Annotated in this window: 22 protein-coding genes; 12 read left to right on the forward strand and 10 right to left on the reverse strand. The window is 63.7% G+C overall.

The genetic code is table 11. From position 1 onward, the window contains the following. Nucleotides 1-12: 12 nt before the first annotated feature. Nucleotides 13-1,395, reverse strand: coding sequence for an aspartate aminotransferase family protein (locus NKL04_RS23135; RefSeq protein ID WP_023700414.1), 1,383 nt, complete (start codon nucleotides 1,393-1,395; stop codon nucleotides 13-15). A gap of 155 nt (nucleotides 1,396-1,550) precedes the next feature. Here NKL04_RS23135 and NKL04_RS23140 point away from each other — a divergent pair, with 155 nt between their 5' ends. Further along, the gene (locus NKL04_RS23140; RefSeq protein WP_023700415.1) at nucleotides 1,551-2,003 is read left to right on the forward strand and encodes a hypothetical protein; all 453 of its coding nucleotides are present in this window, start codon (nucleotides 1,551-1,553) and stop codon (nucleotides 2,001-2,003) included. 1 nt (nucleotide 2,004) lies between these two features. On the opposite strand, the gene NKL04_RS23145 is transcribed toward NKL04_RS23140, so the two are convergent. Continuing rightward, complete coding sequence (locus tag NKL04_RS23145; RefSeq protein ID WP_352724442.1) at nucleotides 2,005-2,979, reverse strand: WD40 repeat domain-containing protein; 975 nt, start codon at nucleotides 2,977-2,979, stop codon at nucleotides 2,005-2,007. A gap of 248 nt (nucleotides 2,980-3,227) precedes the next feature. Next, a complete protein-coding gene (locus tag NKL04_RS23150; protein WP_023700417.1) occupies nucleotides 3,228-4,295 on the reverse strand; it encodes a CobW family GTP-binding protein in 1,068 nt (355 codons plus the stop codon). 421 nt (nucleotides 4,296-4,716) lie between these two features. Here NKL04_RS23150 and NKL04_RS23155 point away from each other — a divergent pair, with 421 nt between their 5' ends. Beyond that, nucleotides 4,717-5,187: a MarR family winged helix-turn-helix transcriptional regulator gene (locus tag NKL04_RS23155; RefSeq protein ID WP_023671361.1), complete on the forward strand. Its 471-nt coding sequence runs from the start codon at nucleotides 4,717-4,719 to the stop codon at nucleotides 5,185-5,187. 10 nt (nucleotides 5,188-5,197) lie between these two features. Here the strand turns inward: NKL04_RS23155 and NKL04_RS23160 are convergent, their stop codons facing one another. Beyond that, complete coding sequence (locus NKL04_RS23160) at nucleotides 5,198-6,061, reverse strand: AraC family transcriptional regulator (RefSeq protein WP_023700418.1); 864 nt, start codon at nucleotides 6,059-6,061, stop codon at nucleotides 5,198-5,200. 46 nt (nucleotides 6,062-6,107) lie between these two features. Here NKL04_RS23160 and NKL04_RS23165 point away from each other — a divergent pair, with 46 nt between their 5' ends. Beyond that, nucleotides 6,108-6,515: a DUF2000 family protein gene (locus NKL04_RS23165; protein WP_023694715.1), complete on the forward strand. Its 408-nt coding sequence runs from the start codon at nucleotides 6,108-6,110 to the stop codon at nucleotides 6,513-6,515. Here the strand turns inward: NKL04_RS23165 and NKL04_RS23170 are convergent. Then, on the reverse strand, nucleotides 6,512-7,300 hold the full coding sequence (locus NKL04_RS23170; protein WP_023689240.1) for an alpha/beta fold hydrolase: 789 nt from the start codon (nucleotides 7,298-7,300) through the stop codon (nucleotides 6,512-6,514). The genes NKL04_RS23165 and NKL04_RS23170 overlap by 4 nt on opposite strands. Before the next feature lie 128 nt (nucleotides 7,301-7,428). Here NKL04_RS23170 and NKL04_RS23175 point away from each other — a divergent pair, with 128 nt between their 5' ends. From NKL04_RS23175 to NKL04_RS23195, 5 genes are all read left to right on the forward strand, one after another. Then, nucleotides 7,429-8,394 (forward strand): LysR family transcriptional regulator, encoded by a 966-nt coding sequence (locus NKL04_RS23175; protein WP_023689239.1) that lies wholly within the window; start codon nucleotides 7,429-7,431, stop codon nucleotides 8,392-8,394. Nucleotides 8,395-8,551: 157 nt separating this feature from the next. Continuing rightward, entirely contained in the window at nucleotides 8,552-9,436 is an 885-nt protein-coding gene (locus NKL04_RS23180) for a DMT family transporter (RefSeq protein WP_032886143.1), read from the forward strand. 67 nt (nucleotides 9,437-9,503) lie between these two features. Next, nucleotides 9,504-10,526: a LacI family DNA-binding transcriptional regulator gene (locus tag NKL04_RS23185; protein ID WP_023671355.1), complete on the forward strand. Its 1,023-nt coding sequence runs from the start codon at nucleotides 9,504-9,506 to the stop codon at nucleotides 10,524-10,526. Beyond that, nucleotides 10,523-11,506 carry a 2-hydroxyacid dehydrogenase gene (locus NKL04_RS23190; RefSeq protein WP_023671354.1) on the forward strand — a complete coding sequence of 328 codons (984 nt, stop codon included), beginning with the start codon at nucleotides 10,523-10,525 and terminating at the stop codon, nucleotides 11,504-11,506. Before NKL04_RS23185 ends, NKL04_RS23190 begins: the two co-directional genes overlap by 4 nt. 82 nt (nucleotides 11,507-11,588) lie before the next feature. Next, nucleotides 11,589-11,999 carry a hypothetical protein gene (locus NKL04_RS23195; RefSeq protein WP_023683514.1) on the forward strand — a complete coding sequence of 137 codons (411 nt, stop codon included), beginning with the start codon at nucleotides 11,589-11,591 and terminating at the stop codon, nucleotides 11,997-11,999. A 10-nt stretch (nucleotides 12,000-12,009) separates the two neighbouring features. Here NKL04_RS23195 and NKL04_RS23200 read toward each other — a convergent pair whose 3' ends face one another. Further along, complete coding sequence (locus tag NKL04_RS23200) at nucleotides 12,010-12,783, reverse strand: gamma-glutamyl-gamma-aminobutyrate hydrolase family protein (RefSeq protein ID WP_023671352.1); 774 nt, start codon at nucleotides 12,781-12,783, stop codon at nucleotides 12,010-12,012. Between the two features lie 294 nt (nucleotides 12,784-13,077). Here NKL04_RS23200 and NKL04_RS23205 point away from each other — a divergent pair, with 294 nt between their 5' ends. Continuing rightward, nucleotides 13,078-14,187: a TRAP transporter substrate-binding protein gene (locus NKL04_RS23205; RefSeq protein WP_023671351.1), complete on the forward strand. Its 1,110-nt coding sequence runs from the start codon at nucleotides 13,078-13,080 to the stop codon at nucleotides 14,185-14,187. 251 nt (nucleotides 14,188-14,438) lie between these two features. Here the strand turns inward: NKL04_RS23205 and NKL04_RS23210 are convergent, their stop codons facing one another. The 4 genes from NKL04_RS23210 to NKL04_RS23225 form a co-directional block, all read right to left on the reverse strand. Beyond that, a complete protein-coding gene (locus NKL04_RS23210; protein ID WP_023683515.1) occupies nucleotides 14,439-15,467 on the reverse strand; it encodes a zinc-dependent alcohol dehydrogenase family protein in 1,029 nt (342 codons plus the stop codon). Nucleotides 15,468-15,500: 33 nt separating this feature from the next. Next, the gene (locus tag NKL04_RS23215; RefSeq protein ID WP_352557151.1) at nucleotides 15,501-17,279 is read right to left on the reverse strand and encodes a TRAP transporter large permease; all 1,779 of its coding nucleotides are present in this window, start codon (nucleotides 17,277-17,279) and stop codon (nucleotides 15,501-15,503) included. Further along, a complete protein-coding gene (locus NKL04_RS23220) occupies nucleotides 17,276-17,881 on the reverse strand; it encodes a TRAP transporter small permease subunit (protein ID WP_023683517.1) in 606 nt (201 codons plus the stop codon). The genes NKL04_RS23215 and NKL04_RS23220 overlap by 4 nt, the downstream gene beginning before the upstream one ends. Nucleotides 17,882-18,078: 197 nt before the next feature. After that, nucleotides 18,079-18,984: a branched-chain amino acid ABC transporter permease gene (locus tag NKL04_RS23225; RefSeq protein WP_023683518.1), complete on the reverse strand. Its 906-nt coding sequence runs from the start codon at nucleotides 18,982-18,984 to the stop codon at nucleotides 18,079-18,081. An 89-nt stretch (nucleotides 18,985-19,073) separates the two neighbouring features. On the opposite strand from NKL04_RS23225, the gene NKL04_RS23230 reads away from it, so the two are divergent. The 3 genes from NKL04_RS23230 to NKL04_RS23240 all read left to right on the forward strand — a co-directional run bounded on the left by NKL04_RS23230 (nucleotide 19,074) and on the right by NKL04_RS23240 (nucleotide 23,900). Continuing rightward, nucleotides 19,074-19,685 carry a CGNR zinc finger domain-containing protein gene (locus NKL04_RS23230; protein WP_023683519.1) on the forward strand — a complete coding sequence of 204 codons (612 nt, stop codon included), beginning with the start codon at nucleotides 19,074-19,076 and terminating at the stop codon, nucleotides 19,683-19,685. Then, nucleotides 19,678-20,208, forward strand: coding sequence for a hypothetical protein (locus tag NKL04_RS23235; RefSeq protein WP_023671345.1), 531 nt, complete (start codon nucleotides 19,678-19,680; stop codon nucleotides 20,206-20,208). Before NKL04_RS23230 ends, NKL04_RS23235 begins: the two co-directional genes overlap by 8 nt. A gap of 221 nt (nucleotides 20,209-20,429) precedes the next feature. Continuing rightward, entirely contained in the window at nucleotides 20,430-23,900 is a 3,471-nt protein-coding gene (locus tag NKL04_RS23240) for an indolepyruvate ferredoxin oxidoreductase family protein (protein WP_352724446.1), read from the forward strand. The last annotated feature ends 89 nt before the right edge of the window (nucleotides 23,901-23,989 follow it).

The following is a 23,989-nucleotide window of genomic DNA, read 5'->3' on the forward strand; positions in this document are numbered from 1 at the left end:
TGGCAGCTTGTCTCATGCCGTCAGCCTTGCCGCAACCGTGGCGAAGGCGGTGATCAGCCGGTTGACCTGGGCGCCGGTGGTGGCCGGTGAGATCAGCATCATGTTGTGAAAGGGCGCGATCAGCACGCCCTGGTTGACCAGCGCGACATGGATAGCCGCCTCAAGCTCCGGCGCATGGGCAGTCTCGGCTTCGGCGCCGTTCCTGAGCGGGCCAGGGGCGCAGATGAACTCGACGCGGGCGCCGACGCGGGCGACATGCCAGGGCAGATTGTAGCGATCGATGACGCCGGTCAGCCCGGCATCGAGCCGCAGGGCGAGGCGATCCATCCGGGCATAATTCTCCTGCGTCATCACCTCTTCGAGCGTTGCGCGCATGGCTGCGAACTGCAGCGGGTTCGCCGACAGCGTCGTGCCCATGCCGGAATAGCCCGGCTCCTTGGTTCGGTTGTAGTCGGCATAGCGCGAGGCGACCTCGTCGCTCATGCCCCACACGCTTGCCGGCACGCCACCGGCGATCGGCTTGCCCAGCACGAAAAGGTCGGGCTGCAGCCCGAATTTTCTGGTGTAGCCCCCTGGGCCGGTCGAGATGGTGTGGGTCTCGTCGATCAGCAGCAGCGTTCCGGCCGCGCGCGTCAGTTTGCGCAAGGCGTCGTGAAAACCCGGATCGGGCAGCACCATGCAGGAATTGGTCAGCACCGGCTCAGCAATGACGCAGGCGACATCCTTGTCCTTGAGCGCTGCTTGCAGCGCGGCGACATCGTTGAATTCAATGACCTTCGCCGTCTTGGTCAGGTCGCGAAACTCACCCGCCAGCCCCGGCCGATTCACGGGCTTGCCGTCGACCATCCGGACCATCGTCTCGTCGACCGAGCCGTGATAGCAGCCGTTGAAGACCAGTATCTTTTCGCGGCCGGTGACGGCGCGGGCGACGCGCAGCGCGAAGCGGTTGGCGTCGGTGGCGCTGGTGGCGATCTGCCAGAACGGCAGACCGAAACGCTGTGTGAGCAGCGGCCCGATGGCCAGCGCATCCTCCGAAGGCAGCATATAGGTCAGGCCGCGCCCGGCCTGGCGGCGGATGGCGCGCGCCACCGGCGGCGGCGAATGGCCGAACATCGAACCGGTGTCGCCGAGGCAGAAATCGTCCAGCCTGTTGCCGTCGATATCCGTGATGGCGGCGCCCTTGGCGCTTTCGACCAGGATCGGGAATGGCGTCGGCCAGTCGTTCATCCAGTGCATCGGCACACCGCCGAAGAAGCCTGGCAGGCCGTTACCGACCTTGGCCTGCGATTTCGGCCGCGCCTTGCGGAAGGTGTTCGCCTCGCTTGTCCGCAATGCAGCGATGCGGTCACGGCTGATACCGCCAATGGACGCCTTTGAACTGTTCGTGCTGTACATGAAATCCCTCTCGGCCGGCACACTACCCAATTGGCGACGGCAACCGCAATTGGCCGTGTTGGTGCGCTGCATTGGGTCAGCAGCAAGTTCGGCAGACTTGACCTTCCGGCGCAGTCGGGCGCCAATGCGATCGGGTCTGTGGTTTGGGGAGAAAAATGCGGACGATCATCTGCGCTATTGCGCTACTCTTGTCGGCCGCTGCGGCTTCCGCATCGGGCGGCGTCTGGTGTTCCGTCGATGACAAAGCGGTGCAATTCGAGGTCGGCGCCGGGGTCACCAGAGGTATGGGCGGCCCGACCTTCAATTTTCGCGGCGATCTCGAGATACTTGGCCGGCCGGAAGGCGACAGTCTGCGCAAGACCGTCTTCGAGGATTCCGACCTCACCCAGTACTGGCTGGACGACAAGGAGTTGCGGCTGAACATCTACCACGAGCATCCGCTCGGCGTTAAATTCAACTCTGTCGAACTGACGATCCTGACCAAGACCAGTGACGAGGGCGTCTATGGCGGCCGGTACACGCTTGCCGTCTACGACAACGCCGCCGACACGGAACAGGACGGCAAGCCGAAAGAATTGACCGGCAAGGTGTCGTGCGGAGCCGAATAGGTCACGCCGAGATATCGATGACGCCGCAGTCGCCGGCGGCACTGCCGAAGGCGACCCGGCGCTCTTCCTTGTCCCACATCATCGCGGTGATGGCGCCCATGCCCGGGCGGCGCAACAGCACCTCTTTGGCATCGGCAAAGCGCACCGCCATGACCATGCCGTCATCATAGCCGACGGCGACGACATCCTGGCTCGGATGGCAGGCAACCGATGTCACCATGGCGTTGCCGCGCGTGCCGAGCTCCAGCGGCGCCTTGCCCATCGGGCCGTCCTTGCCCGAAAACGGCCAGACGATCGCCGCCGGCGCGCCGGAACTCGCCAGCCACTTGCCCTTCACGCTCCACGACAGGCTTTTGACCTTGCCGGGATAGCCGGTCATGCGCATGTGCTTGCCGTCGGCGAGCTTCCAGCCATGCAGCGCGTTTTCCTGCATGGTGGTGACGAGGAAGGCGCCATCCGGCGAGAAGGTGACGCCGGTATGGGCACCGGCCCATTCCAGCTCCACCGGCTTGCCCTCGGCGGCCGGGAAATGCAGCGTCGCGCCATTGTAGCGGGCGACGCCGAAGCGTATGCCCTTGGGGGAGAAGGCCAGCCCCTCGACCGAACGCGGATGGGCAAACTCTTTGGTCTTGCCGTCGGCAAAGCGCACGAACGCAGTCTTGCCTGTGGCATAGGCGATAGCGCCTTGCGGCCCGGCGGCGACGCTGGTGATCCACTTCTTGCCGGCGCTCGCCAATTCGCCGACGGTGCCACCTGCGGTGACAGCAAAAATCTTGCCGTCCTCGCCGCCGGTGACCAGGCGGTCGTTGGCGGCGTCATGGAACGTGGAGAGCAGGCCGTCATTGGCCTGAATTGCCTTGTGGCCGTTGTCGAGCCTATGAACTGTCCCATCGGCCAGCGCAAAATGCGGCACGTTGTCGAGGAAGACGGCGGCAAGGCAGTGACCTTCCAGGTCGAGGGGAGCAACTGTGGGCATCAGGACCATTCCAATGAAGCTGTCACCACTCCCGGGAAGCCATTGAGGCGGCCAGGCCTGGCGTCAACCTTCCCCTTTGTGGGAGAAGGTGGATCGGCGCGCAGCGCCGAGACGGATGAGGGGTGTTGGACGGATCGCCGTCGGTGCCGAGCTGGAGCACCCCTCATCCGACCTCGCTTCGCGAGGCCACCTACTCCCACAAGGGGAGAAGGAAGAGCGGGCAGCGCTAGCGCCATAGAGTCCGGAAATCAAGCCGCCTGGCAGGCGTCAAAGCTCTTCTTCAGCCGTTCGGCGTCAAGCTCGCGGCCGATGAACACCAGCCGGCTCTCATGCTTTTCGCCGTCTTTCCAGGCGCGCTGGTGGTCGCCTTCGATGATCATGTGCACGCCCTGGATGACATAGCGCTCGTCGTCGCCCTTGAGCGCGATGATGCCTTTCAGCCGCAGAATGTTGGGACCTTCCATCTGAGTGATCTTCTCGATCCACGGGAAGAATTTCTTCGGGTCCATCTCGCCGCCGCGCAGCGACACCGACTGCACGGTCACGTCATGGATGTCGGAGGGATGCGCGTGATCGTGATGATGATGGTCGTGATCATGGTCGTGGTGATCGTGGTCGTGGTGATCGTGGTCGTGATCATGGTGGTCGTGATCATGATCGTGCGCCTCGAGAAAATGCGGATCGTTTTCCAATGCGCGCGACAGGTCGAAGGCGCCGCGGTCGAGCACTTCCGACAGCGCCACGCCGGCGCGCGTGGTGCGGTGGATCCTGGCCGCCGGGTTGATGGCGCGGATGGTGGCTTCGACCTTGGCCAGCTCTTCGGGCGTCACCAGATCGGTCTTGTTCAGCACGACAACATCGGCGAAGGCGATCTGGTCCTCGGCTTCCTTGGAATCCTTCAACCTGAGCGGCAGGTGCTTGGCGTCGACCAGGGCCACGACAGCGTCGAGTTTGGTCTTGGAGCGCACGTCGTCGTCCATGAAGAAGGTCTGCGCCACCGGCACAGGATCGGCGAGGCCGGTGGTCTCGACGACGATGGCGTCGAAGCGGCCGGGACGGCGCATCAGGCCTTCGACGACGCGGATCAGGTCGCCGCGCACCGTGCAGCAGACGCAGCCATTGTTCATTTCGTAGATTTCCTCGTCGGATTCCACGATCAAATCATTGTCGATGCCGATCTCGCCGAATTCATTGACGATGACGGCATAACGCTTGCCATGGTTTTCCGACAGGATGCGGTTGAGCAGCGTCGTCTTGCCGGCGCCGAGATAGCCGGTGAGAACGGTCACGGGGATTTGCGTCTGTGCTTCGCTCATATCTTGCCTCGAAATGGCTGGGCCACGGAATTGCGGGCCGCAAGAAGGGATTGTTGGCCTGATATAGGATGTGTGCCGGCCTTTTGCACGAGGCAAACCGCCTGGGTGTTTGACCCAGGATTGACGAAGCGGATGGGTAGACCCGAGAGGCCGAGTGCGAGGGATGCCGACCATCAACGTGTCGCTGGAAACGCCTCTTCGTTGATCTGTGCTAAGCCGCGCCGCGTCAAACCGTTGCAATCGCCTTGGCGGAAACTCGTTTGTCATCTAACTGAAATAAACATCTGGCATCACCATTTCGAGCACCACAAATGCTTGCCGGCAAAGCTGTTTCGAAAGCCGGAATCTTTTTGATCGTCGATTGCCAACCGGCCGGCTGCGTCTATGCTGCACGCACCGGTACGGCCGAAGAGGGATCACCATGGCCAAGGCGGACAAGACTGCAACGATGAGCCGGCTGCATTCGGCGGCAAGGCTGGCAAGGACCGCGCTGGCGGCGCGGCTTCTGGCGCACGGCTTCTATGCCGGCCAGGACCAGATCATGCTGACGCTCGACCGCGAGGACGGCCAGACGCCCGGCAATCTCGCCGGCCGCCTCGGCGTGCGCCCGCCGACCATCACCAAGACCATCAACCGGCTGCAGGCCCAGGGCTTTTTGGAAAAGCGCGCCTCTTCCGCGGATGCACGCCAGGCGCATATCTTTCTCACCGACACCGGCCGCGAGATCATCCACGCCATCGAGAAGTCGGTGAAGAAGACCGAGAAGCAGGCGTTGAAGGGCCTCGACAAGAAAGAACAGAAGACGCTGTTCAAGCTGCTCGCCCGCATCGAGGCCAATTTGTCGAACGAGGAGCTGGTGCTTGTCGACGACGATGGCGACATCGACGATTGATCTTCCTGACCTAGGCGGCTACCGAAGGCCCGCGCACCAGGGTCGACCAGCGGCCGGGCGTCAGGCCGAATGCTTTCTTGAAATGCCTGTTGAAATGGCTCTGGTCGCTGAAGCCGGCGCCAACGGCAATCTCGGCCAGCGGCTCGCCCACCTCGATCATCCGTCTTGCCTTTTGCAGCCGGCGCATCAGCAGGAACCGATGCGGGCTGGTGGAATAGGTCGCGCGAAAATGGCGTGACAGCGCATAGCGGTCGAGCCCGGTGACGGCTTCCAGCTCATCGGAACGAACGGACCGCTCGGCATTCTCCTCGAGATAGCCGCGCGCCAGCGCCGCCGCACGCGAGGCCGACTTCCCCATCGGCTTTGCCTTCTGTCCCGCATGACGCCCCAGATGCTGCGCCAGCTCCGCAACGAAATCGGCGACGAACAGCTCGTCCAGTTCCTCGTCGAGCGGCGCCAGAGCCGAAAGCAGCGTGCCACGCAAGGCAGGATCGCTGACCACAGCATCCCTGACGAAAGGCAGCGGCGCGCCGTCGAGGCAGTCGAGCAGCAGTGAGGGTTCCAGATAGAGGATCCGGTAGCGCAGACCATCCTCGGTCCCGGCGCCGCCATCGTGCACTTCGTCGGGATGCAGCACGATAACCTGGCCGGGCAGGCTGTGGTTGACAGTGCCCCTGTAGTGGAAGCGCTGCACACCGGAAAGCGTCACGCCGACGGCAAGCGTATCATGACGGTGTAGGTCGAAGGCGTTGCCATGGAAATGCGCCTCGATGCGCTCGATGCCGGTGCTGCCTGGCGCCGAGACGATCCGGTCTTCATCCGCGCACGAACGTCCAAGACCCTGTGTCGCCTCACCGTCTAGATCGTGCGTCATCACCTATCCCTGCCCTTCATGGGCGTGCTCCGGAGTCCTCATTTTGGTGTTCGATACGAAATTTGCAATCGTGCTGCGGGACGATCTCGCCGTCTGGCAAAAGCTCAACGTCACGGCCTTCCTGACCAGCGGCGTCGTCGCGCAATTCCCCGACATTATCGGCGAACCCTACCGCGACCGCGCCGGCAACCTTTACAATCCTCTGTCGATCCAGCCGGTCATCGTGCTTTCGGCCGATGGGCCGACGCTCAACTCCATCCACCGGAAGGCGCTGGAGCGGGGCGTGACGGCGTCAGCCTATGTCGAGGAGATGTTTGCCACCGGCTTCGATGCGGCCAACCGCGCCGTCTTCGCCGAGTTCGGCCCTGAGGACGCCAAGATCGTCGGCATCGCGCTGCGTGCCGACAAGAAACTCGTCGACAAGATCACCAAGGGCGCCCGCATGCACGCCTAATTCAGCAGGAAGCGTGTAACGGCGCTCATGAATTCAGTCGGCCGCTCGACGTTCAGCATATGGACGCCCGGAAGCAGTGTAAGCGTGGCGCCGGGGATGCTGGCTGCGATCGCCTCGCTGTGGCTTGCCAGCGTTACCTTGTCGTCTTCTCCACCGATCACCAGAGTGGGGGCGGTAATGAGGGAGACAGTCCGGCGCAGATCGCAATCGCGTACGGCGGCGAAGCATCCCGCGAGACCTTGGGGCGGCGTCGCCAGGACCATCGCGCGGAACGCGTCGACGGTTTCGTTTGGGCCGGCAAGCATCGAGGCGGGAAACCAGTTGTGCATGAACATGTCCGCGGCGGCCGACATGTTGCTCGCAGCAAGGACAGTACGGATCTGCTCGTCAAAGTAAGAAGCCGGCCCGAGATGTGGCGAGGTGTTGGAAAGGATGAGACGCTCGATGCGGTCCGGGGCATGGATACCCAGCCACTGCCCTACGAAGCCGCCCAGCGACAGCCCGCAGAAATGCACGCGGGCGATCTGAAGCGCATCCAGCAACTCAAGGACGTCGCGGCCCAGCCGATCGAGCGAATAGGCTCCGGCCGGAGCATCGGAACTGCCGTGGCCGCGCAGATCATAGCGCAGCACCCGGAAAGATCCGGCAAATTCCGCAAGCTGCCGGTCCCACATATGCAGGTTCGTCGCAATGGAATTCGAGAGCACAAGCACAGGGCCGGCCCCCGCCAGCTGATAGGCGATCCGGCAGCCGTCGCCCGTCGTAAAATAAAGCGTGTCAGTCATCTGGTCCTCATCTCACCCTGGCGAAAGGAGTTCGATGCTCCCGCCGCCCTTTGAATGAGCCACCCTAGGCGTCGTAATTATCCAGGAAAATTACTATGATTGGACAATCTCAGTAGGTTTTGGCGATAATGAATGGTCTGAAACTCCACGACCTACGGTGCTTTGACGCCGTGGCAAGCGAGGGCAGCTTCCAGGCGGCCGCCCTTGCCTTGAACCGATCGCATCCATCCGTCTTCGCCGCTGTCGCACGCCTCGAGCAGTTGCTCGGGCTCACACTTCTCGACCGCAGCGGATATCGGGTGGGGCTGACGGAGGCGGGCCGCGAGTTTCACGCGCGAGCGCAGCTGACATTGCGCGAGCTCGACCATCTGCGAACCTATGCGGGCCAGTTGGCGAGTGGCGAGGAGACGGTCCTGCGTGTCGTCATGGGTGATCTCTGCCCGCGACCGCAAATCCTGCGTATGCTCAGCGGCTTCTTTGCCGAACGCACCGGGACACGCCTGCACCTGGAGTACGAGGCGGTCGGCGGTCCGCTCGAACGGTTGATGGAAGGCTCGGCTGACCTCATCTTCCATCGCGCGGATCCTTCCGATCCGCATCTCGAGCGGATCGATCTCTGCGCGGTGCCCCTCGTGCCGGTGGTGGCGCCTGGGTTCCTTCCGTTCGCGCCTGGCCGCGAGATTGCGCCGGAGCAGATGCGGCCCTTCACCCAGTGCGTGATCCGCGACACGGCGCGGCGGCCAGCGCCGGAGAGCTATTTCCTCATCGACGGTGCGCATCAGTGCTCGGCGCCGGATCATCTGATGAAGAAGGAACTGATCCTTCACGGACTGGCCTGGGGCCATCTGCCGGCATGGCTGATCGAGGACGAACTGCGGGATAGGAGGCTGATCTCGATCGCTGGTGCACATCTGCCCGGCCGGACGGAGATCCTGGCGGCGGTGCGCCGGCGCGACCGACCGCATGGACCCGTCGCCGAGGCGTTGTGGCTTCATCTCCAGGCGCAAGTGGCATCCGACGGCAAAGCACCGGATGTCAGAACGTCGCAGCGGAACGCAAAGCGCCTTAGCTGGCATCGGATCGGCCTGCGCTGAACCTGTCTCAGACGCCTGTTGTGCCAGTCGCTTTTGGCTTGCCGGGCGCAGGCGATTGCCGCAAAGGTTAAGCGTTGATCCTCCCTGCCCGGCCTGACATTTGAACGTTCCCGCAAAATCAGACGAAAGCGCAACGCCGCCCGCGGCGATGCTGTTCATGCTTTCGACCTATGTCTTTTTCACCTTTCTCGACACCTCGAGCAAATATCTGGTGCTGGCCGGCGTCTCGGCGCTGATCGTCGCCTGGGCCCGCTTCACCGTCCATGTCCTGCTTGTCGGCGTCTTCCTGCGCGGCTGGCGCGAGCCGTCGCGCTTCCGCGCCAACAATTTGCCGGCCCACATCCTGCGCGGCGGTCTGCTGTTCGGCTCGACCATGTGCAACGTCATGGCGCTCAAAACGCTTCAACTGGCCGAGACCACCTCGATCTACTTCTTCGGGCCGATGGTGATCACCGCCCTTGCCGGACCGCTGCTTGGTGAATGGGCCGGCTGGCGGCGCTGGCTGGCAATCCTGTCGGGCTTTGTCGGCGTGCTCGTCATTACAAGGCCGGGCATCGGCGTGTTCGGCATCGGCCATCTTTTCGCGCTCGGCTCGATGCTGTCGAACAGTTTTTACGTCATCATGACGCGGCGGATGTCAGCCAGCGAAACCTCGGAAAGCCTGATCCTGTTTTCGGCGCTGGCGCCGGCCGTGCTGCTTCTGCCGATGCTGCCGTTCTCGCATGGGCTGCCGCAGGATGGCTGGCACTGGTTCATACTGGTGATGCTGGGCGTGTTCGGCGCCGGCGGCCACTGGCTGCTGGTGCAGGCCTACCGCCTGGCGACTACCACGGCGCTGGCGCCGTACCCCTATTCGCAGATGGTCTGGATGATCCTGTCCGGCTGGATCATCTTCCACCAGTTCCCCGACCGCTGGACGCTGGTGGGTGCTGCCATCATCGTCGCCAGCGGCCTTTACATCATCCATCGCGAGCACCGTTTGCGGCTGCGCAATCGCACGACCGTCGATGCCGAGGCGGAGGCGCTGGCGAAAAAACTTTGATTTGCTCCGAATCCGATGGCATAACGCCGCATTTAAAAAATTTTAAAAAAACTCGGGGAGCGAAGGGCTGGCACAAAAGATCAAGCTTTCGACGATCGCGGATGCGCTTGGCGTGTCCACGGCCACGGTCTCCCTCGCCTTGCGCGACAGCCCGCTGGTCGCCGGCGCCACGCGTGACCGCATCAAGGAACATGCGCGGGCCATCGGTTATATCTACAACCGCCGCGCCGCCTCACTGCGCACCTCGCGCTCGGGCATTGTCGGCGTCGTCGTGCACGACATCATGAACCCGTTCTTCGCCGAGATCCTGCGCTCGATCGAGAGCGAACTCGATCGCAGCCGGCAGACCTTCATCCTGTCCAATCACTACGACCAGCTGGAAAAGCAACGCACCTTCATCGACACGCTGCTGCAGCTCGGCGCCGACGGCGTCATCATGTCCCCGGCCATCGGCACGCCGGCCTCCGACATCGTCATGGCCGAGGAAAACGGCCTGCCGGCGGTGCTGATCGCACGCAGCGTGGAAGGCGCCGACGTGCCGGTGTTTCGCGGCGACGATGCCTATGGCACGGCACTTGCCACCAATCATCTGATCTCGCTCGGGCACAAGCGCATCGCCATGATCGGCGGCACCGACCAGACCTCGACCGGGCGCGACCGCTACCAGGGCTATCTCAACGCCATGGAGGCCGCCGGGCTTGAGGTCAGGCCGTCCTGGCGCATCGCCGGGCCGCGCACCAAGCAGGGCGGATTCGAGGCGGCTGGACAGTTTCTGGCGCTTAAAGACAAGCCAACCGCCGCTTGCTGCTGGAATGATCTGGTCGCCATCGGCCTGATGAACGGCATTGCCCGCGCCGGCCTGGTGCCGGGCGCCGACATCTCGGTGACCGGCTATGACGATCTCGAGGAGGCGGCAATCGCGACACCGGCGCTCACCACAGTCTGGAATGGCCAGCGAGAGGTCGGCCGCCGTGCCGCCAGCGCGCTGCTCGACAAGCTGAACGGACAGGCGGTACGGCCGTCACAGGAACTGATCAAGCCGGAACTGCATGTGCGCCAGTCGACCGGCAAGCCGGTGGAGCGTGCATGACCAAGACTGATGCGTTGCAGACCGTCGCCGTTCTGGTGCCGGGACATTTCAACGACCATGCGGTCGAGCGCATCGACCGCACCTTCAAGCGGGTCAAGATAGAGCGCGCCGATCCCGCCCTGGTCACCGAGGAGATGCGCCATGACGTGCGCGCCATTGCGTCCTTTGCCGGCGTCAATGCGGCATTGATGGATGCATTGCCCAACCTCGAACTCATCGCCTCCTTCGGCGTCGGCTATGATTCGGTCGATGCCGGCCATGCGGCCAAGAAAAACATCATGGTCACCAACACCCCCGATGTTTTGACCGAGGAGGTCGCCGACACCACGATCGGCCTTTTGCTCAACACCGTGCGTGAACTTTACAACGCCGAGAAATGGCTGCGCGACGGCAGTTGGGTGAAGAAGGGCAACTATCCCCTGAGCCGGCTGACCTTGCGCGGTCGGCATGTCGGCATTTTCGGCATGGGCCGCATCGGCCTTGCCATTGCGCGCCGGCTGGAAGCGTTCGGGCTGCCGGTGGCCTACCACAACAGGCGCAAGGTCGAAGGTCTGGCTTATGAATACCACCCGACGCTGAAGGGCCTTGCCGAAGCGGTCGATACGCTGATTTCCGTAGTGCCGGGCGGCGCTTCCACGGAGAAGGCGGTCAATGCCGAAATCCTGGCGGCGCTTGGCGCCAACGGCGTTTTCGTCAACATCGGCCGTGGCAGCACGGTCGACGAGGCAGACCTCGCCGCAGCGCTTGCCAACGGCACCATCGCCGCGGCCGGGCTCGATGTTTTCGCCGATGAACCGAATGTGCCCAAGGCTTTGCTGGAGGCGCCCAACACCTCGCTTTTGCCCCATGTCGGTTCGGCCTCGCACCACACGCGCCGCGCCATGGCGGATCTGTGCGTCGACAATCTGGTATCCTGGTTCAGCGAGCGCCGGCCACTGACCCCGGTGCCGGAGACGGCGCAAGTCAAGCCACGAAGCTGAGCGGCTGTCTGCCACACTCGTTAACGTCGGCTTAACGCTTTGGAATCATTCTGCATCTGCGCCGGGGGGCGCGGAGTGCAAGATGACGAAACTTCCGGCATTGATTGCGGCAGCGGCACTTTTCGCCGGCTTTCAGCTGTTTCACGGCGGCAGCAGTGAAAGTTCGGCCAATGAAGCAAGGCCGGCAACCACCTTCAGGCTGGTCGCCAATGGCGACGAAGGCGACTGCGCGGTTAGCCGCGGCGCCGCGATTGACGATGGCCTGTCGCTGTTGACCGTGGCGCCGAACTGCCGCGGGTTGCTGCCGGGGATCGAGCGGGCAAAATTCTGGCGAGAGGGCGAGGACGGCACGATCGCGTTCAGCGCCGACGGCACCGACCCGATCGTCACCTTCTCGGTTGCGGATGGCGACGGCTACGAATCCTACGCTCCGGCCACGCCGCTGCTTTCGCTGGCGACAACCGGCGAACGGGATCAATCCGCCGGCAATTGATCGTCGGGATTTATTCCGCCGCCGCCCGCGCGCCGGCCTTCGCCGCCGCATGCAGCCGCACCGCATCGCCGAAGGCGCGGAAGATCTTGGCCGAGTTGTTGTCCGACTTGACCCAGTATTCGGGGTGCCATTGCACGCCGACGGCGAAGGCGCGGGCGTCCTTCACCGAAACTGCCTCCACCGTGCCGTCGCCGGCAACCGCCTCGACCTGCAGCTTCGAGCCGAGCCGGTCGATGCCTTGGCGGTGCAGCGAGTTGACCTTGATGTCGCCGGCGCCAAACACGCCGGCCAGGCAGCTGCCCGGCTTGATCGAAATGGTCTGGTGAATGGCGAAGCGTTCGTCCTGGTTGTCGCTCACCGGCGCGCGATGGTCGAGCGAGCCTTCGCGCTCCTGGATCTCGGTGCCAAGCGTGCCGCCCAGCGCAACGTTCAACTCCTGGATGCCGCGGCAGATGGCAAGCAGCGGCACGCCGCGCTCGATCGCCTTGCGGATTAGCGGCAGCGTGGTGGAATCGCGCGCCGGGTCGTAGGGGCCGTTGGCTTCGCTGGCGTCGCCGCCATAGAGCGATGGATGCACGTTGGACTTCGAGCCAGTGACCATGACACCGTCGACCGAAGACAACAGCTCGTCGAAGTCGAGCCGGTCACCGAATGACGGCACCAAAAGCGGGAACACGCCGGCGCCGGAAAGTGCTGCCTCGATATATTGCTGCGGGACGGCATGCCAGGTGTAGTTGTCGAACTGACGGACGTCGGTTGATATGGCGACGAGCGGCTGGTGCATTTTGGGTCCGGATTCCATTTGGCGCGAAGCGAATAGCTATTGTGCCTGCAAAATAGGCGATCCGAAGGCGCTTTTCCATGGCAAGTTTCGCCATCTCGCATGGGCCACGCGGCGAACGTTAGACTATAGTTGCAGGCTGGCCGGCCGGCCCGCGGATTTGTCGCCAGCGCCGCCGTCAAATCCCGCCACCATGCTGGACTCGACCTTTTGCCCGTGTATTGTTTCGGGCAAATCGATACCGGACGTGAGGAGATGTCCCTGATATCGGTTGTTGGTCCAATAGGGAGGAACTGCATGGATCGTCGTTCATTCATCCGCAAGGCCGGGGTCACCGGCGTGGGCGCAGCGGCGGCTGCCGCTACGCTAGCCGCACCGGCAATCGCCCAGTCCAATCCGAAAGTGACGTGGCGGTTGGCGTCATCCTTTCCCAAGTCACTCGATACGATCTATGGCGGCGCCGAAGTCTTCTCCAAGATGCTGTCTGAGGCGACGGACGGCAATTTCCAGGTCCAGGTCTTCGCCTCCGGCGAACTCGTGCCCGGCCTGCAGGCCGCCGACGCCACCACTGCCGGCACCGTCGAGGCCTGCCACACGGTGTCATACTATTATTGGGGCAAGGACCCGACATGGGCGCTCGGTGCGGCGGTGCCGTTCTCGCTCAACGCGCGCGGCATGAACGCCTGGCACTATCATGGCGGCGGCATCGACCTGTTCAACGAGTTTCTTGCCACGCAGGGTCTTTTCGGCCTGCCCGGCGGCAACACCGGCGTGCAGATGGGCGGCTGGTTCCGCAAGGAGATCAACACCGTCGCCGACCTGTCCGGCCTCAAGATGCGCATCGGCGGCTTTGCCGGCAAAGTGGTGCAGAAGCTCGGCGTCGTGCCGCAGCAGATCGCCGGTGGCGACATCTATCCGGCGCTGGAAAAAGGCACGATCGACGCCGCCGAATGGGTCGGCCCCTATGACGACGAGAAGCTCGGCTTCTACAAGGTCGCGCCCTACTACTATTATCCCGGCTGGTGGGAAGGCGGCCCGACCGTCCATCTCTTGTTCAACAAGGCCAAGTACGAGGAGCTGTCGCCCGCCTACAAGTCGCTTGTGCACACCGCCGCGCAGGCGGCGGACGCCAACATGCTGCAGAAATACGATTTTCTCAATCCTGCGGCGGTGAAGCGGCTGGTGGCCGGCGGCGCGAAATTGCGCCCGTTCAGCCAGGACATCATGGCCGCCTGTTTCGAGAAGGCCAATGAGGTCTACACCGAAATGGAAGCCACCAACGCACCGTTCAAGAAGATCTGGGACTCGATCAAGGGCTTCCGCAAGGAGCACTATCTGTGGGCGCAGGTGGCCGAGTACAATTACGACACCTTCATGATGGTCCAGCAGCGCAACGGGAAACTGTAGGCTGGGATCTGTCCCTTCTCCCCGTCACTATACGGGGAGAAGGTCCCGGCAGGTGGATGAGGGGCGGCGCAAACTTCGGCGATCGATCGCCTTGGGCTTGGTAGCCGCCCCGAAATTATAGCTTATTTTTCCGAGCGTTGACGCTACCCCTCACCTGCCTGCCGGCATCCTGTCCCCGTATAGTGACGGGGAGAGGGGCGCGGTCATCGCCGTTTCGCCAATCGCCAACGCCGCAGGATTGAGGCTGCCCTTCATTCCATGCCCGGCACCACCAACACCTTGACCTCGCCGGGCGCTGCCGGATTGGCGATCACCGAGGCGGCTTCCTCCAGGCCGACCTGCCTTGAGATGAGCTTGTCGATCTCGATTGCGCCGGACGCGACAAGGTCCGCCGCCCGCCTGTGGGTGAAGGGGTTGATGAACGAGCCGAGAACCTTCAGTTCGCGAAACAGGATGTCGAACGGTTCGAAGGGCACTTTCACGCCTTGCGGCATCACGCCGACGATCACCACCGAGCCGCCGGACTTCGCCAGCCGCATCGATTGTTCGACGGTATCGGGGACACCGGCGCATTCGAGCACCACGTCGGCCCCGCCGGGCACAAGGCCGGTTGGGCCGGCGATCGCCTCGATCGGGTCGACCGCGTTTGGGTCGACCGTCGCCGTTGCACCGAGCTCTTCGGCGAGCGCACGGCGGGAGGCCTGCCGCGTCGACAGGATGATGGTCGCCGCTCCTGCGAGCCTCGCCAATTGCACGGTAAGCAGGCCGATGACGCCGCCACCAAGCACCACCACGGCAGCGCCGGGTCTGATTCCGGCGAGGTCGACAGCGTGCAGGCAGCAGGCCAGCGGCTCGCAGAAGGCGCCATGCGTTGGCTTGAGGTTCGCAGGCAGAAGAAAGGCCTGGCTCTGCGGCATCACGACGTAGTCGGCGAAGCCGCCGTCGCGATGGATGCCGATGGCCCTGAGATTGCTGCACAGATTGACGCGGCCGGCTCGGCAATGACTGCAGCGTCCGCAGAAGATGTTGGGATCGCCGGTAACACGGTCACCGATGGCGATGCCGGAAACCGCATCGCCGACAGCCTCCACGATGCCGCAGAATTCGTGACCAAGCGTCACCGGCGGGCTCGAAGGGAATTCGCCGTGGAGGAGGTGACGGTCGGTGCCGCAAACGCCGCAGGCTTCGACGCGCACCAGAACGTCCTGCGGTCCCGCAACAGGCTTGTCGACCTCCCGTAGCGCAATGCTGCCCACGGCTTCCAGGCGCACGGCTCTCATGACATCCTCACTCAGGTTCTCAGTGTTCACACATCAGTTGAAGTTCGGCGGCTGCGACAGGTCGGTCGCCGGCGCCGCCGGCTTGGCGGGCGGCGTCTCGCCGAAATTCGGCGGCTGCGAGAGATCGTTCGACGGTGGCGCCGCGGGTGATGGGCCACCGTTGGCTGGTGGTGGTGTGCCGAGAGGCGCAAGGCCTGGCATATCAGGCAAGTTGATCTCGATCGTTCCCGGATCGACGGCCGCACCCTTGTAGCGCATGACCATTTGCGGGAAGGCGATGGTCAGCCCGATCATGATCACCTGGATGCAGACGAAGGGCACGGCGCCCCAATAGATCTGGCCGGTGGTCACCGGCGCGATCTGCTTGCCGGTGAGGCGATCGAGATAGGGCACGCGCGCGGCGACAGAGCGCAGGTAGAACAGCGCAAAGCCGAAAGGCGGGTGCATGAAGCTTGTCTGCATGTTGACGCCGAGCAGCACGCCGAACCAGATCAGGTCGATGCCGAGCTTATCGGCAGCCGGCGCCAAGAGCGGTACGATGATGAAGGCGAGCTCGAAGAAGTCGAGGAAGAAGGCGAGCACGAAGACCAGGATGTTGACGCCGATCAGGAAGCCGACTTCGCCGCCCGGCAGCGACGTCAACAAATGCTCGACCCAGACGTGGCCGTTGACGCCGTAGAAGGTCAGCGAGAACACCCGCGCGCCGATCAGGATGAACAGCACGAAGGAGGAAAGCCTGGTGGTCGACGCGAGCGCCTGTTTGATGACATCCAGCGACAACCGCCCCTTCATTGCCGCCATCGCCAGGGCGCCAACCGCGCCCATGGCGCCGCCCTCCGTCGGGGTGGCGATGCCGAGGAAGATGGTGCCCAGCACCAGGAAGATCAGCGCCAGAGGCGGGATCAAAACGATGATCACCTGCTGCGCCAACCTGGACATCATGTTGATGTTCAGGCCCTTGTCGGCGATCGCCACGATATAGATCAGGATCACCCCGATGCTGGCGCCAAGGATATCGGCATTGTCGCCATGCGCCGGCGCAAGGTAGCGATAGGCCGCATAGGAAGCCGCGACTGCCACCAGCAGTGCCGCGAGCAGCGACAGCACGCCGTGGCCAAGCGTGCGGGCCGCCAGCGGCAACGCCGGCATCGAGTTCGGCCGGACGATCGACATGATCAGGATGTAGAGCGTGTAAAGGCCGGTCAGCACCAGGCCGGGGATCAGCGCGCCGGCATACATGTCGCCGACCGAACGGCCGAGCTGGTCGGCCAGAACGATCAGCACCAGCGACGGCGGGATGATCTGGGCGAGTGTGCCGGATGCCGCGATGACGCCCGACGCCAGTCGTCGGTCATAGCCGTAGCGCAGCATGATCGGCAGCGAGATCAGGCCCATGGCGATGACCGAAGCCGCGACCACGCCCGTGGTCGCGGCAAGCAGCGCGCCGACGAAAATCACCGCATAGGCAAGGCCGCCGCGAACCGGGCCGAACAGCTGGCCGATCGTGTCGAGCAGGTCCTCGGCCATGCCCGATCGTTCCAGCACGATGCCCATGAAGGTGAAGAACGGGATTGCCAAGAGCGTGTCGTTCGACATCACCCGGCTGCCGTAGAAATTGTCGGGCAGCGCATGCAGCAGCGGCCACGCCAGGTTGATCGAGCCGCCCGAATAGGGCGACAGCACGACACCGATGAAGAAGAACATCAGGCCGTTTGCGGCGAGTGAAAAAGCGACGGGATAGCCGATCAGCAGGAAGACGATCAGCGAAGCGAACATGATCGGCGCCATGTTCTGGGCGATGAACTCGATCATGGGCGCGCCTCCTGGGCGAGCGCCTTGGCCTCTTCAGCAAGGGCTTTAGCCTCGAGCTCGGCCTGTTCGTGCACCGAGATGAACGGATTGGGATCGTCCATGTCGCCGCGCATGATGGCGATCTTCTTGATGATCTCGGAGATGCCTTGCAGCGCCAGCAGGAAGAAGCCGACGAGCAGGATTGCCTTGGCCGGCCAGATGATCAGGCCGCCGGAATTGTTCGACATTTCGCCGCTGCGGAACGACAGCGACACGTAGGGGACAAAATAGATCACCATCAGCGTCACGAACGGCATCAGGAAGAAGACATGACCGAGCAGGTCGATCCAGTGCTGCACGCGGCGCGACCACATGCCGTAGACGATGTCGATGCGGATATGGTCGTTCTGTTTCAGCGTGTAGGCGGCGGCCAGCATGAAGGCGGCGCCGAACAGGTACCACTGCAGTTCCAGCCAGGCATTCGACGAGACGTCGAAGACCTTGCGGATGATGGCATTGGCGGCGCTGACCAGGATTGCCAGCAGGATCAGCCACGATATCCACCGGCCGATGAACTCGTTCATACGGTCGATCGTTCTGGATAGAGCGAGCAGCCCTGCCATGCATTTCCTCCCTGAGGTCGAAGGCGCGCCGGCTCCCCTATTTTCCGTCGCGCCGCTGTGGCCCAACGGTATGCCGTGCGTGGTTCGGCGGGTCAACATGGCATGGGCGCGATCAACGCCGTCGTGACGGGAGGCAGGGGATAAGTGCCGACCGGCTGCTGCGTCATGCAACCAAAGTCTGACAGCGGATGCGGCGATCAGGCGATCTTCTGCTGGTCGCGGCCGGGACCGATCAGCACAAGTGCCGCGACCAGGAACAGATACATCCAGCCATCGCGCCATTCGATCGGGAAATAGCCGGCCCATAGCGACTCCGTCATGCCGAAGGCGGCCGCACCGAGCGCGGCCCGAGGCGGAGAGAGATAGCCGCCCACCGCCGTCACGAACAGGATTTTCAGCCCGTAGACGAGGCCGGAGCCGAAGCTGACATTGCCGTAGTAAAGGGCGGCCATGATTCCGGCCAGCGCGGCGCAGAAACCGCCGAACAGCACCGCATGCCGGAACACTGCGCGCACGTCCACGCCGCACATGGCAGCCGCTTTGGGGTCGTCGGAGACGGCGCGCCAACGGCGACCGAAGCCCGAGCGGGCAAACGCCCATGCAGCGAGCATGATGGCCGCCAGAACCACCGCGCAATCGATGAGCTGGATCAGCGTCAGCGTCGCCTGGAAGCCGGCATCCTGAGCGAAGACAATGGGTTGCGCCAGCATCGGCGGCAGCCACCAATCATGCGTGTCGGCGGCGATACGGCTTGCTTCCGACAGCACCAGCAGGATGCCGAGCGTCGTCACCACAATGGCATTGGGCGTGCGGTCGGCCAGCGGTTCGAAGACGCTGCGCGACAGCACGTGGCCGATCAGCGCGGCATAAAGGAAAGCCGTGACGACGCCGAGCACCACTGCCGCCAGCAAGGTCAGCCACAATACCTGATAGCCGAAGGCCACGGTCAGGATCATCGTCTGGCCGCAAAAGGCGAACAGCGCGCCATAGGCGAGATTGGTCCGGTGCAGGATGCCGTTGGTCAGCACGTAGCCGAAGGCAAGCAGCGCATAGAGCGCGCCGGAATGCAGCCCGTTCAGCACCTGCTGGAAGAAATAGAGCATAGACAGCTTTCCGGGCGCCGGAGCCCGCGCCAAGGTTTGCATCGTAGAATCTAACTTGTCAAATGCGTTTTATGGGTTAGATTTCTGATATGACAGTATCTTGGACCCCACATCGCTTCACCGGCGGCATTCTTGCGCTCGATACGGCCAACACCGTGGTGTTGCGCAACGATCCGGAAAAGACCTTCGACCGTTTTGACGATCCGGCCGAGATCGCGCGCTTCGCCGATGCCGCAAGCGGCTTTCGCGGTGCCGAGCTTGGCGGCAGACCGCTGGAGGCGACCTCGCCGGACAGGATCGCCCCGGTGGTGCTGGCGATCCGCGAGACGACCGACTGCCTGTTTCGCGGCGCGGTGTCGAAAGGTGCGCTTGCCGCCGGCGACCTCGCCGCTTTTCTCAAGGCCTGCGCCAACGGCCTCGACCGGAGCCTGGCCGAAATCGGCGCACCGGGTAGACCGTTCGGCGACCCATCGACGCCGATCGCGTTCGAGGCGGCGCTGGCGGTTTCGGCCTTGTCGCTGCTGCGCGACGACACGGTCGCCAGGCTCAGGATCTGTCCCAATTGCAGCTGGCTGTTCGTCGACAGGAGCCGCAATTCCAGCCGCCTTTGGTGCGATATGGCTGTGTGCGGCAACCGCCAGAAAGCAAGCCGTCACTATCGCCGCCGCCGCACGGCGCCCCATGAGGTCAACAATGCCTAGGGTTGTTTTTCGTTCGATCCTTGTCGGTGCTGCGCTCATTGCAGCCGTTGCGCTTGGCGCCTGCCGCGACACCGGCGGCGACGGCAAGCTGTTCGAGGTTTCCGGCAAGGTCGTCGTCTTCAATTACCGCCTCGCCCGGGCGACCTATGTCGTGACGCTGCGGCCCCTGCAGCCGATGGGCGAAGGCCAGGTTGCGGTCGCCAGCTTCCAGAATCCGGCTGGCGGTCCTCCCCTGGTGATCGAGCAGAAGGTCTGGCCGAAGCTCGACAAGGTCAGCCTGGAAAGCCCGGCGCTGACCTGTATCGTCAAGGACAAGCCCTATGCGATTTCGATCAGCATCAGGGGTCCTGACGGCACGTTCCTGCAGAAGATCGACACGACGCTGATGTCGAGCGAGGACCAGTCGATCCTTCCCGACCGGCCGCTGGTGGTCGACCAGCTCTATACGGCCAATCCCGATCTTGCCGGCCATCCCGACGGCAAGCTGCCGGGTGAGCCGAAGCCGGATTGCTCGAAAGGCTGACGCGTCTTAGCCCGGCGCGATTGCGTGGAAATTTTTGGTCGCCGGACAACCGCCGCGGACCGATTTCGTGCCGGATACGCGACGGCAGCGGATCGTTCGTTGCGCTTTGCCTGGCACTTTCGATTTCGTTTGACCTGCCTTGCAAGCGGAGAAAGACTGCGCCATCTCACTCCTACGTTGGCTGCGCGCCCCCGGTGCTGTCTCCGCAGAGGAAATGCCTGATGACGCTGCACGACGTCGCGCTCGACGACAAGTTCGATCTTGGTAAGGAGCGCATCTTCCTGTCCGGTGCACAGGCGGTCATCCGCATGCTTTTGATGCAACGCGAGCGCGACCGCCGGGCCGGCCTCAACACGGCCGGCTTCGTGTCCGGTTATCGCGGCTCGCCGCTCGGCGGCCTCGATATGCAGCTGTGGCGGGCGAAAAAGCAGCTGGCGCAGGCCGACATCGTTTTCCAGCCCGGCCTCAACGAGGAGCTTGCCGCCACCGCCTGCTGGGGCTCTCAGCAGACGGAATTAATGGGCGAAGGCAAGCATGACGGGGTGTTTTCGGTCTGGTACGGCAAGGGACCGGGCGTCGACCGCTCCGGCGACGTTTTCCGCCACGCCAACCTCGCGGGATCGTCGAAGCATGGCGGCGTGCTTGCGCTGATGGGCGACGACCATATGGCCGAATCATCGACCAATGCGCACGCCACCGAATTCCTGTTCGTCGACACCATGGTGCCGATCCTCAATCCGGCCGGCGTCCAGGAGATCATCGACTACGGGCTCTACGGCTTTGCCATGTCGCGCTTCGCCGGCACCTGGGCGGCTATCAAATGCGTCAAGGACAACATCGAATCCACGGCCTCCGTCGATGCCGCGCTCGAGCGCCTGAACATCGTCGTGCCGGAGTTCGATATGCCGCCCGGCGGCCTCAACATCCGCGATGAGATCGACATGCTCGGCCAGGAGGAGCGGCTGCATGAATACAAGCGCGCCGCTGCATCCGCCTTCATCCATGCCAACCGCCTGAACCGCATCGTCTATTCGGGTGGCCGGGCGCCGAAGCTCGGTATCATCACGCTCGGCAAGAGCTATCTCGATGTCCGCCAGGCGCTGGAAGATATCGGCATCGACGAGGCCGCCGCCGGCCGCATCGGCATCCGCCTGTTCAAGGTCGGTTGCCCATGGCCGCTCGACCTGCAGCATATCGCCGAATTCGCCCGCGGCCTCGACACCATCGTCGTCGTCGAGGAGAAGCGCTCGCTGATCGAGGTGCAACTGCGCGAAAACCTCTACGGCACCGCCACCCAGCCGATGATCGTCGGCAAGAAGGACGAGCGCGGCGACTGGCTGTTCCCGGCCAAGGGCGCGCTCGACCCCAACGAGATCGCCATTGCGCTGGGCGAGCGCATCCTGCGCACAATCGGCCCTTCGGAAGAGATCACTGCCAAGGTGGCGAAGCTGCGCCAGTCCCAGGCGATGCTTGCCGACACCAGCGATATCGGTTCGCGCACGCCGTTCTTCTGCTCCGGCTGCCCGCACAATTCCTCGACCAAGGTGCCCAACGGCTCGATCGCCGCCGCCGGTATCGGCTGCCATTTCATGGCGCTGTGGATGGACCGCAACACGGTCGGCTTCACCGCCATGGGGGGCGAGGGCGCACAATGGGTCGGCCAGGCGCCATTCTCCAAGCGCGGCCACATTTTCCAGAATCTCGGCGACGGGACCTACAATCACTCCGGCACGCTGGCGATCCGCTTCGCGCTGTCGACCGATGCCAACATCACCTACAAGATCCTCTACAACGACGCCGTCGCTATGACCGGCGGCCAGCCGCATGAAGGCGGCCTGACTGTCGACATGATCGCCAGGCAGGTGCGCGCCGAAGGCGTCGAGCGCATCGCCATCGTCACCGACGAGCCGGACAAATATGCAGGAAAGGCCGAATTCCCCTCCGGCGCCACCATCCACCACCGCGACGACCTCGACCTCGTCCAGCGCGAGTTGCGCGACGTCAAGGGCGTCTCGGTGCTGCTCTATGACCAGACCTGCGCCGCCGAAAAGCGCCGCCGCCGCAAGCGTGGCACCTTCCCGGATCCCGACAAGCGGGTCTTCATCAACGAACTGGTCTGCGAGGGCTGCGGCGATTGCGGCGTGCAATCGAACTGCGTCTCGATCCAGCCGGTCGAGACCGAGTTCGGCCGCAAGCGCAGAATAGACCAGTCGAGCTGCAACAAGGATTTCTCCTGCGTCAACGGCTTCTGCCCGTCCTTCGTCACCGTGCACGGCGCCAAGATCAGGAAGGCCGAAGGCATTGCCGGCCGCTCCGACCCGCTTGACGGCGTGCCGGTGCCGGCCGAATTCCCGCTCGGTAGCGAGGGTTGGGCGGCGATCATCGACGGCGTCGGCGGCACCGGCGTCGTCACCATAGGTGCTGTGCTCGGCATGGCCGCCCATCTTGAGGACAAGGGCTGCGGCATGATCGACATGGCCGGCCTCGCCCAGAAGGGCGGCTCGGTGTTCACCCATGTCCGCATCGCCCGCACTCCGGACGACATCCACGCGATCCGCGTTTCGGCCGGCAAGGCGGACCTGGTGCTCGGCTGCGACCTCGTCGTCTCGGGCGCCAAGAAGGTGCTGGCCGCAGTGCGCGAAGGCCATACCATCTTCCTCGCCAACACCGCCGAGATCATGCCCGGCGAATTCGCCCGTTCGGCCGATTTCTCGCTGCCGATCGAGCGCCTGAAGAAGGCGATCCGTGCTGCCGCCGGCGAAGACAAGACGCATTTCTTCGACGCCACGCGCACCGCCACCCAATTGTTCGGCAATTCACTCGGCGCCAATATGTTCATGCTCGGCTTCGCCTTCCAGAATGGCGGGCTGCCGCTGTCGGCGCAAGCCATTGAAAAAGCAATCGAATTAAACGGCGAGGCGGTGGCGATGAACATCGCCGCCTTCCGCTGGGGCCGGCGCGCCGCGCATCAGCCGGAGTTTGTGCGCGGCCTCGTCGCCCAGCCGGGCAAGGCCACTGAGATCGCCAAGACGCTGGACGATATCATCGCCCGCCGCGTCGCTTTCCTCTCTGCCTATCAGAATGCCGCCTATGGCAGGCGCTATGCCGAGAAGCTGGCGGTTTTGCGTGCTGCCGAGGCCAAGGCCGTGCCTGACTCGACCGCGGTGACCGAGGCCGCCGCCAGAAACCTGTTCAAGCTGATGGCGATCAAGGACGAATATGAGGTGGCGCGGCTCTACACTGACGGCTCCTTCGCTATGGAGCTGTCAAAACAGTTCCAGAGCTACGAAAAGCTCGAATTTCATCTGGCGCCGCCGATCATGGGCAGGCGCGGCAATGACGGCAAGCCGAGGAAATCGAGCTTCGGCCCGTGGATGATGAAGGGTTTTCGCCTGCTCGCGGCGCTGAAAAGCCTGCGCGGCACGGCCTTCGACGTGTTCGGCTACAGCACTGAGCGGCGCATGGAGCGGCAGCTTCTGGCCCGCTATGAGGCCGATCTGGAGCTTGTCGCCAAGGCACTTGCGCCAGGCAGGATCGAGGCCGCCATCGCCCTTGTCTCGGTGCCGGCGCTCATTCGCGGCTACGGCCATGTGAGGCAGGGCAGCGCCGAAAAGGCCGAGGGCGAGCGCACAAGGCTTGTCGAGCGGCTGGCCAACACGCCGGCGCGGCCTGAACTTCAGGCCGCCGAGTGATCGATACGCCTTGTTTACCTGAACACGAATTTTCGCGGTTTACGCCGGTGGAGCCGACTTGACGCCAAGCGTCGAAACGGCATCTCTAA

It is taken from the genome of Mesorhizobium sp. C264A (genome assembly GCF_040324515.1).
Taxonomy (GTDB): Bacteria; Pseudomonadota; Alphaproteobacteria; order Rhizobiales; family Rhizobiaceae; genus Mesorhizobium.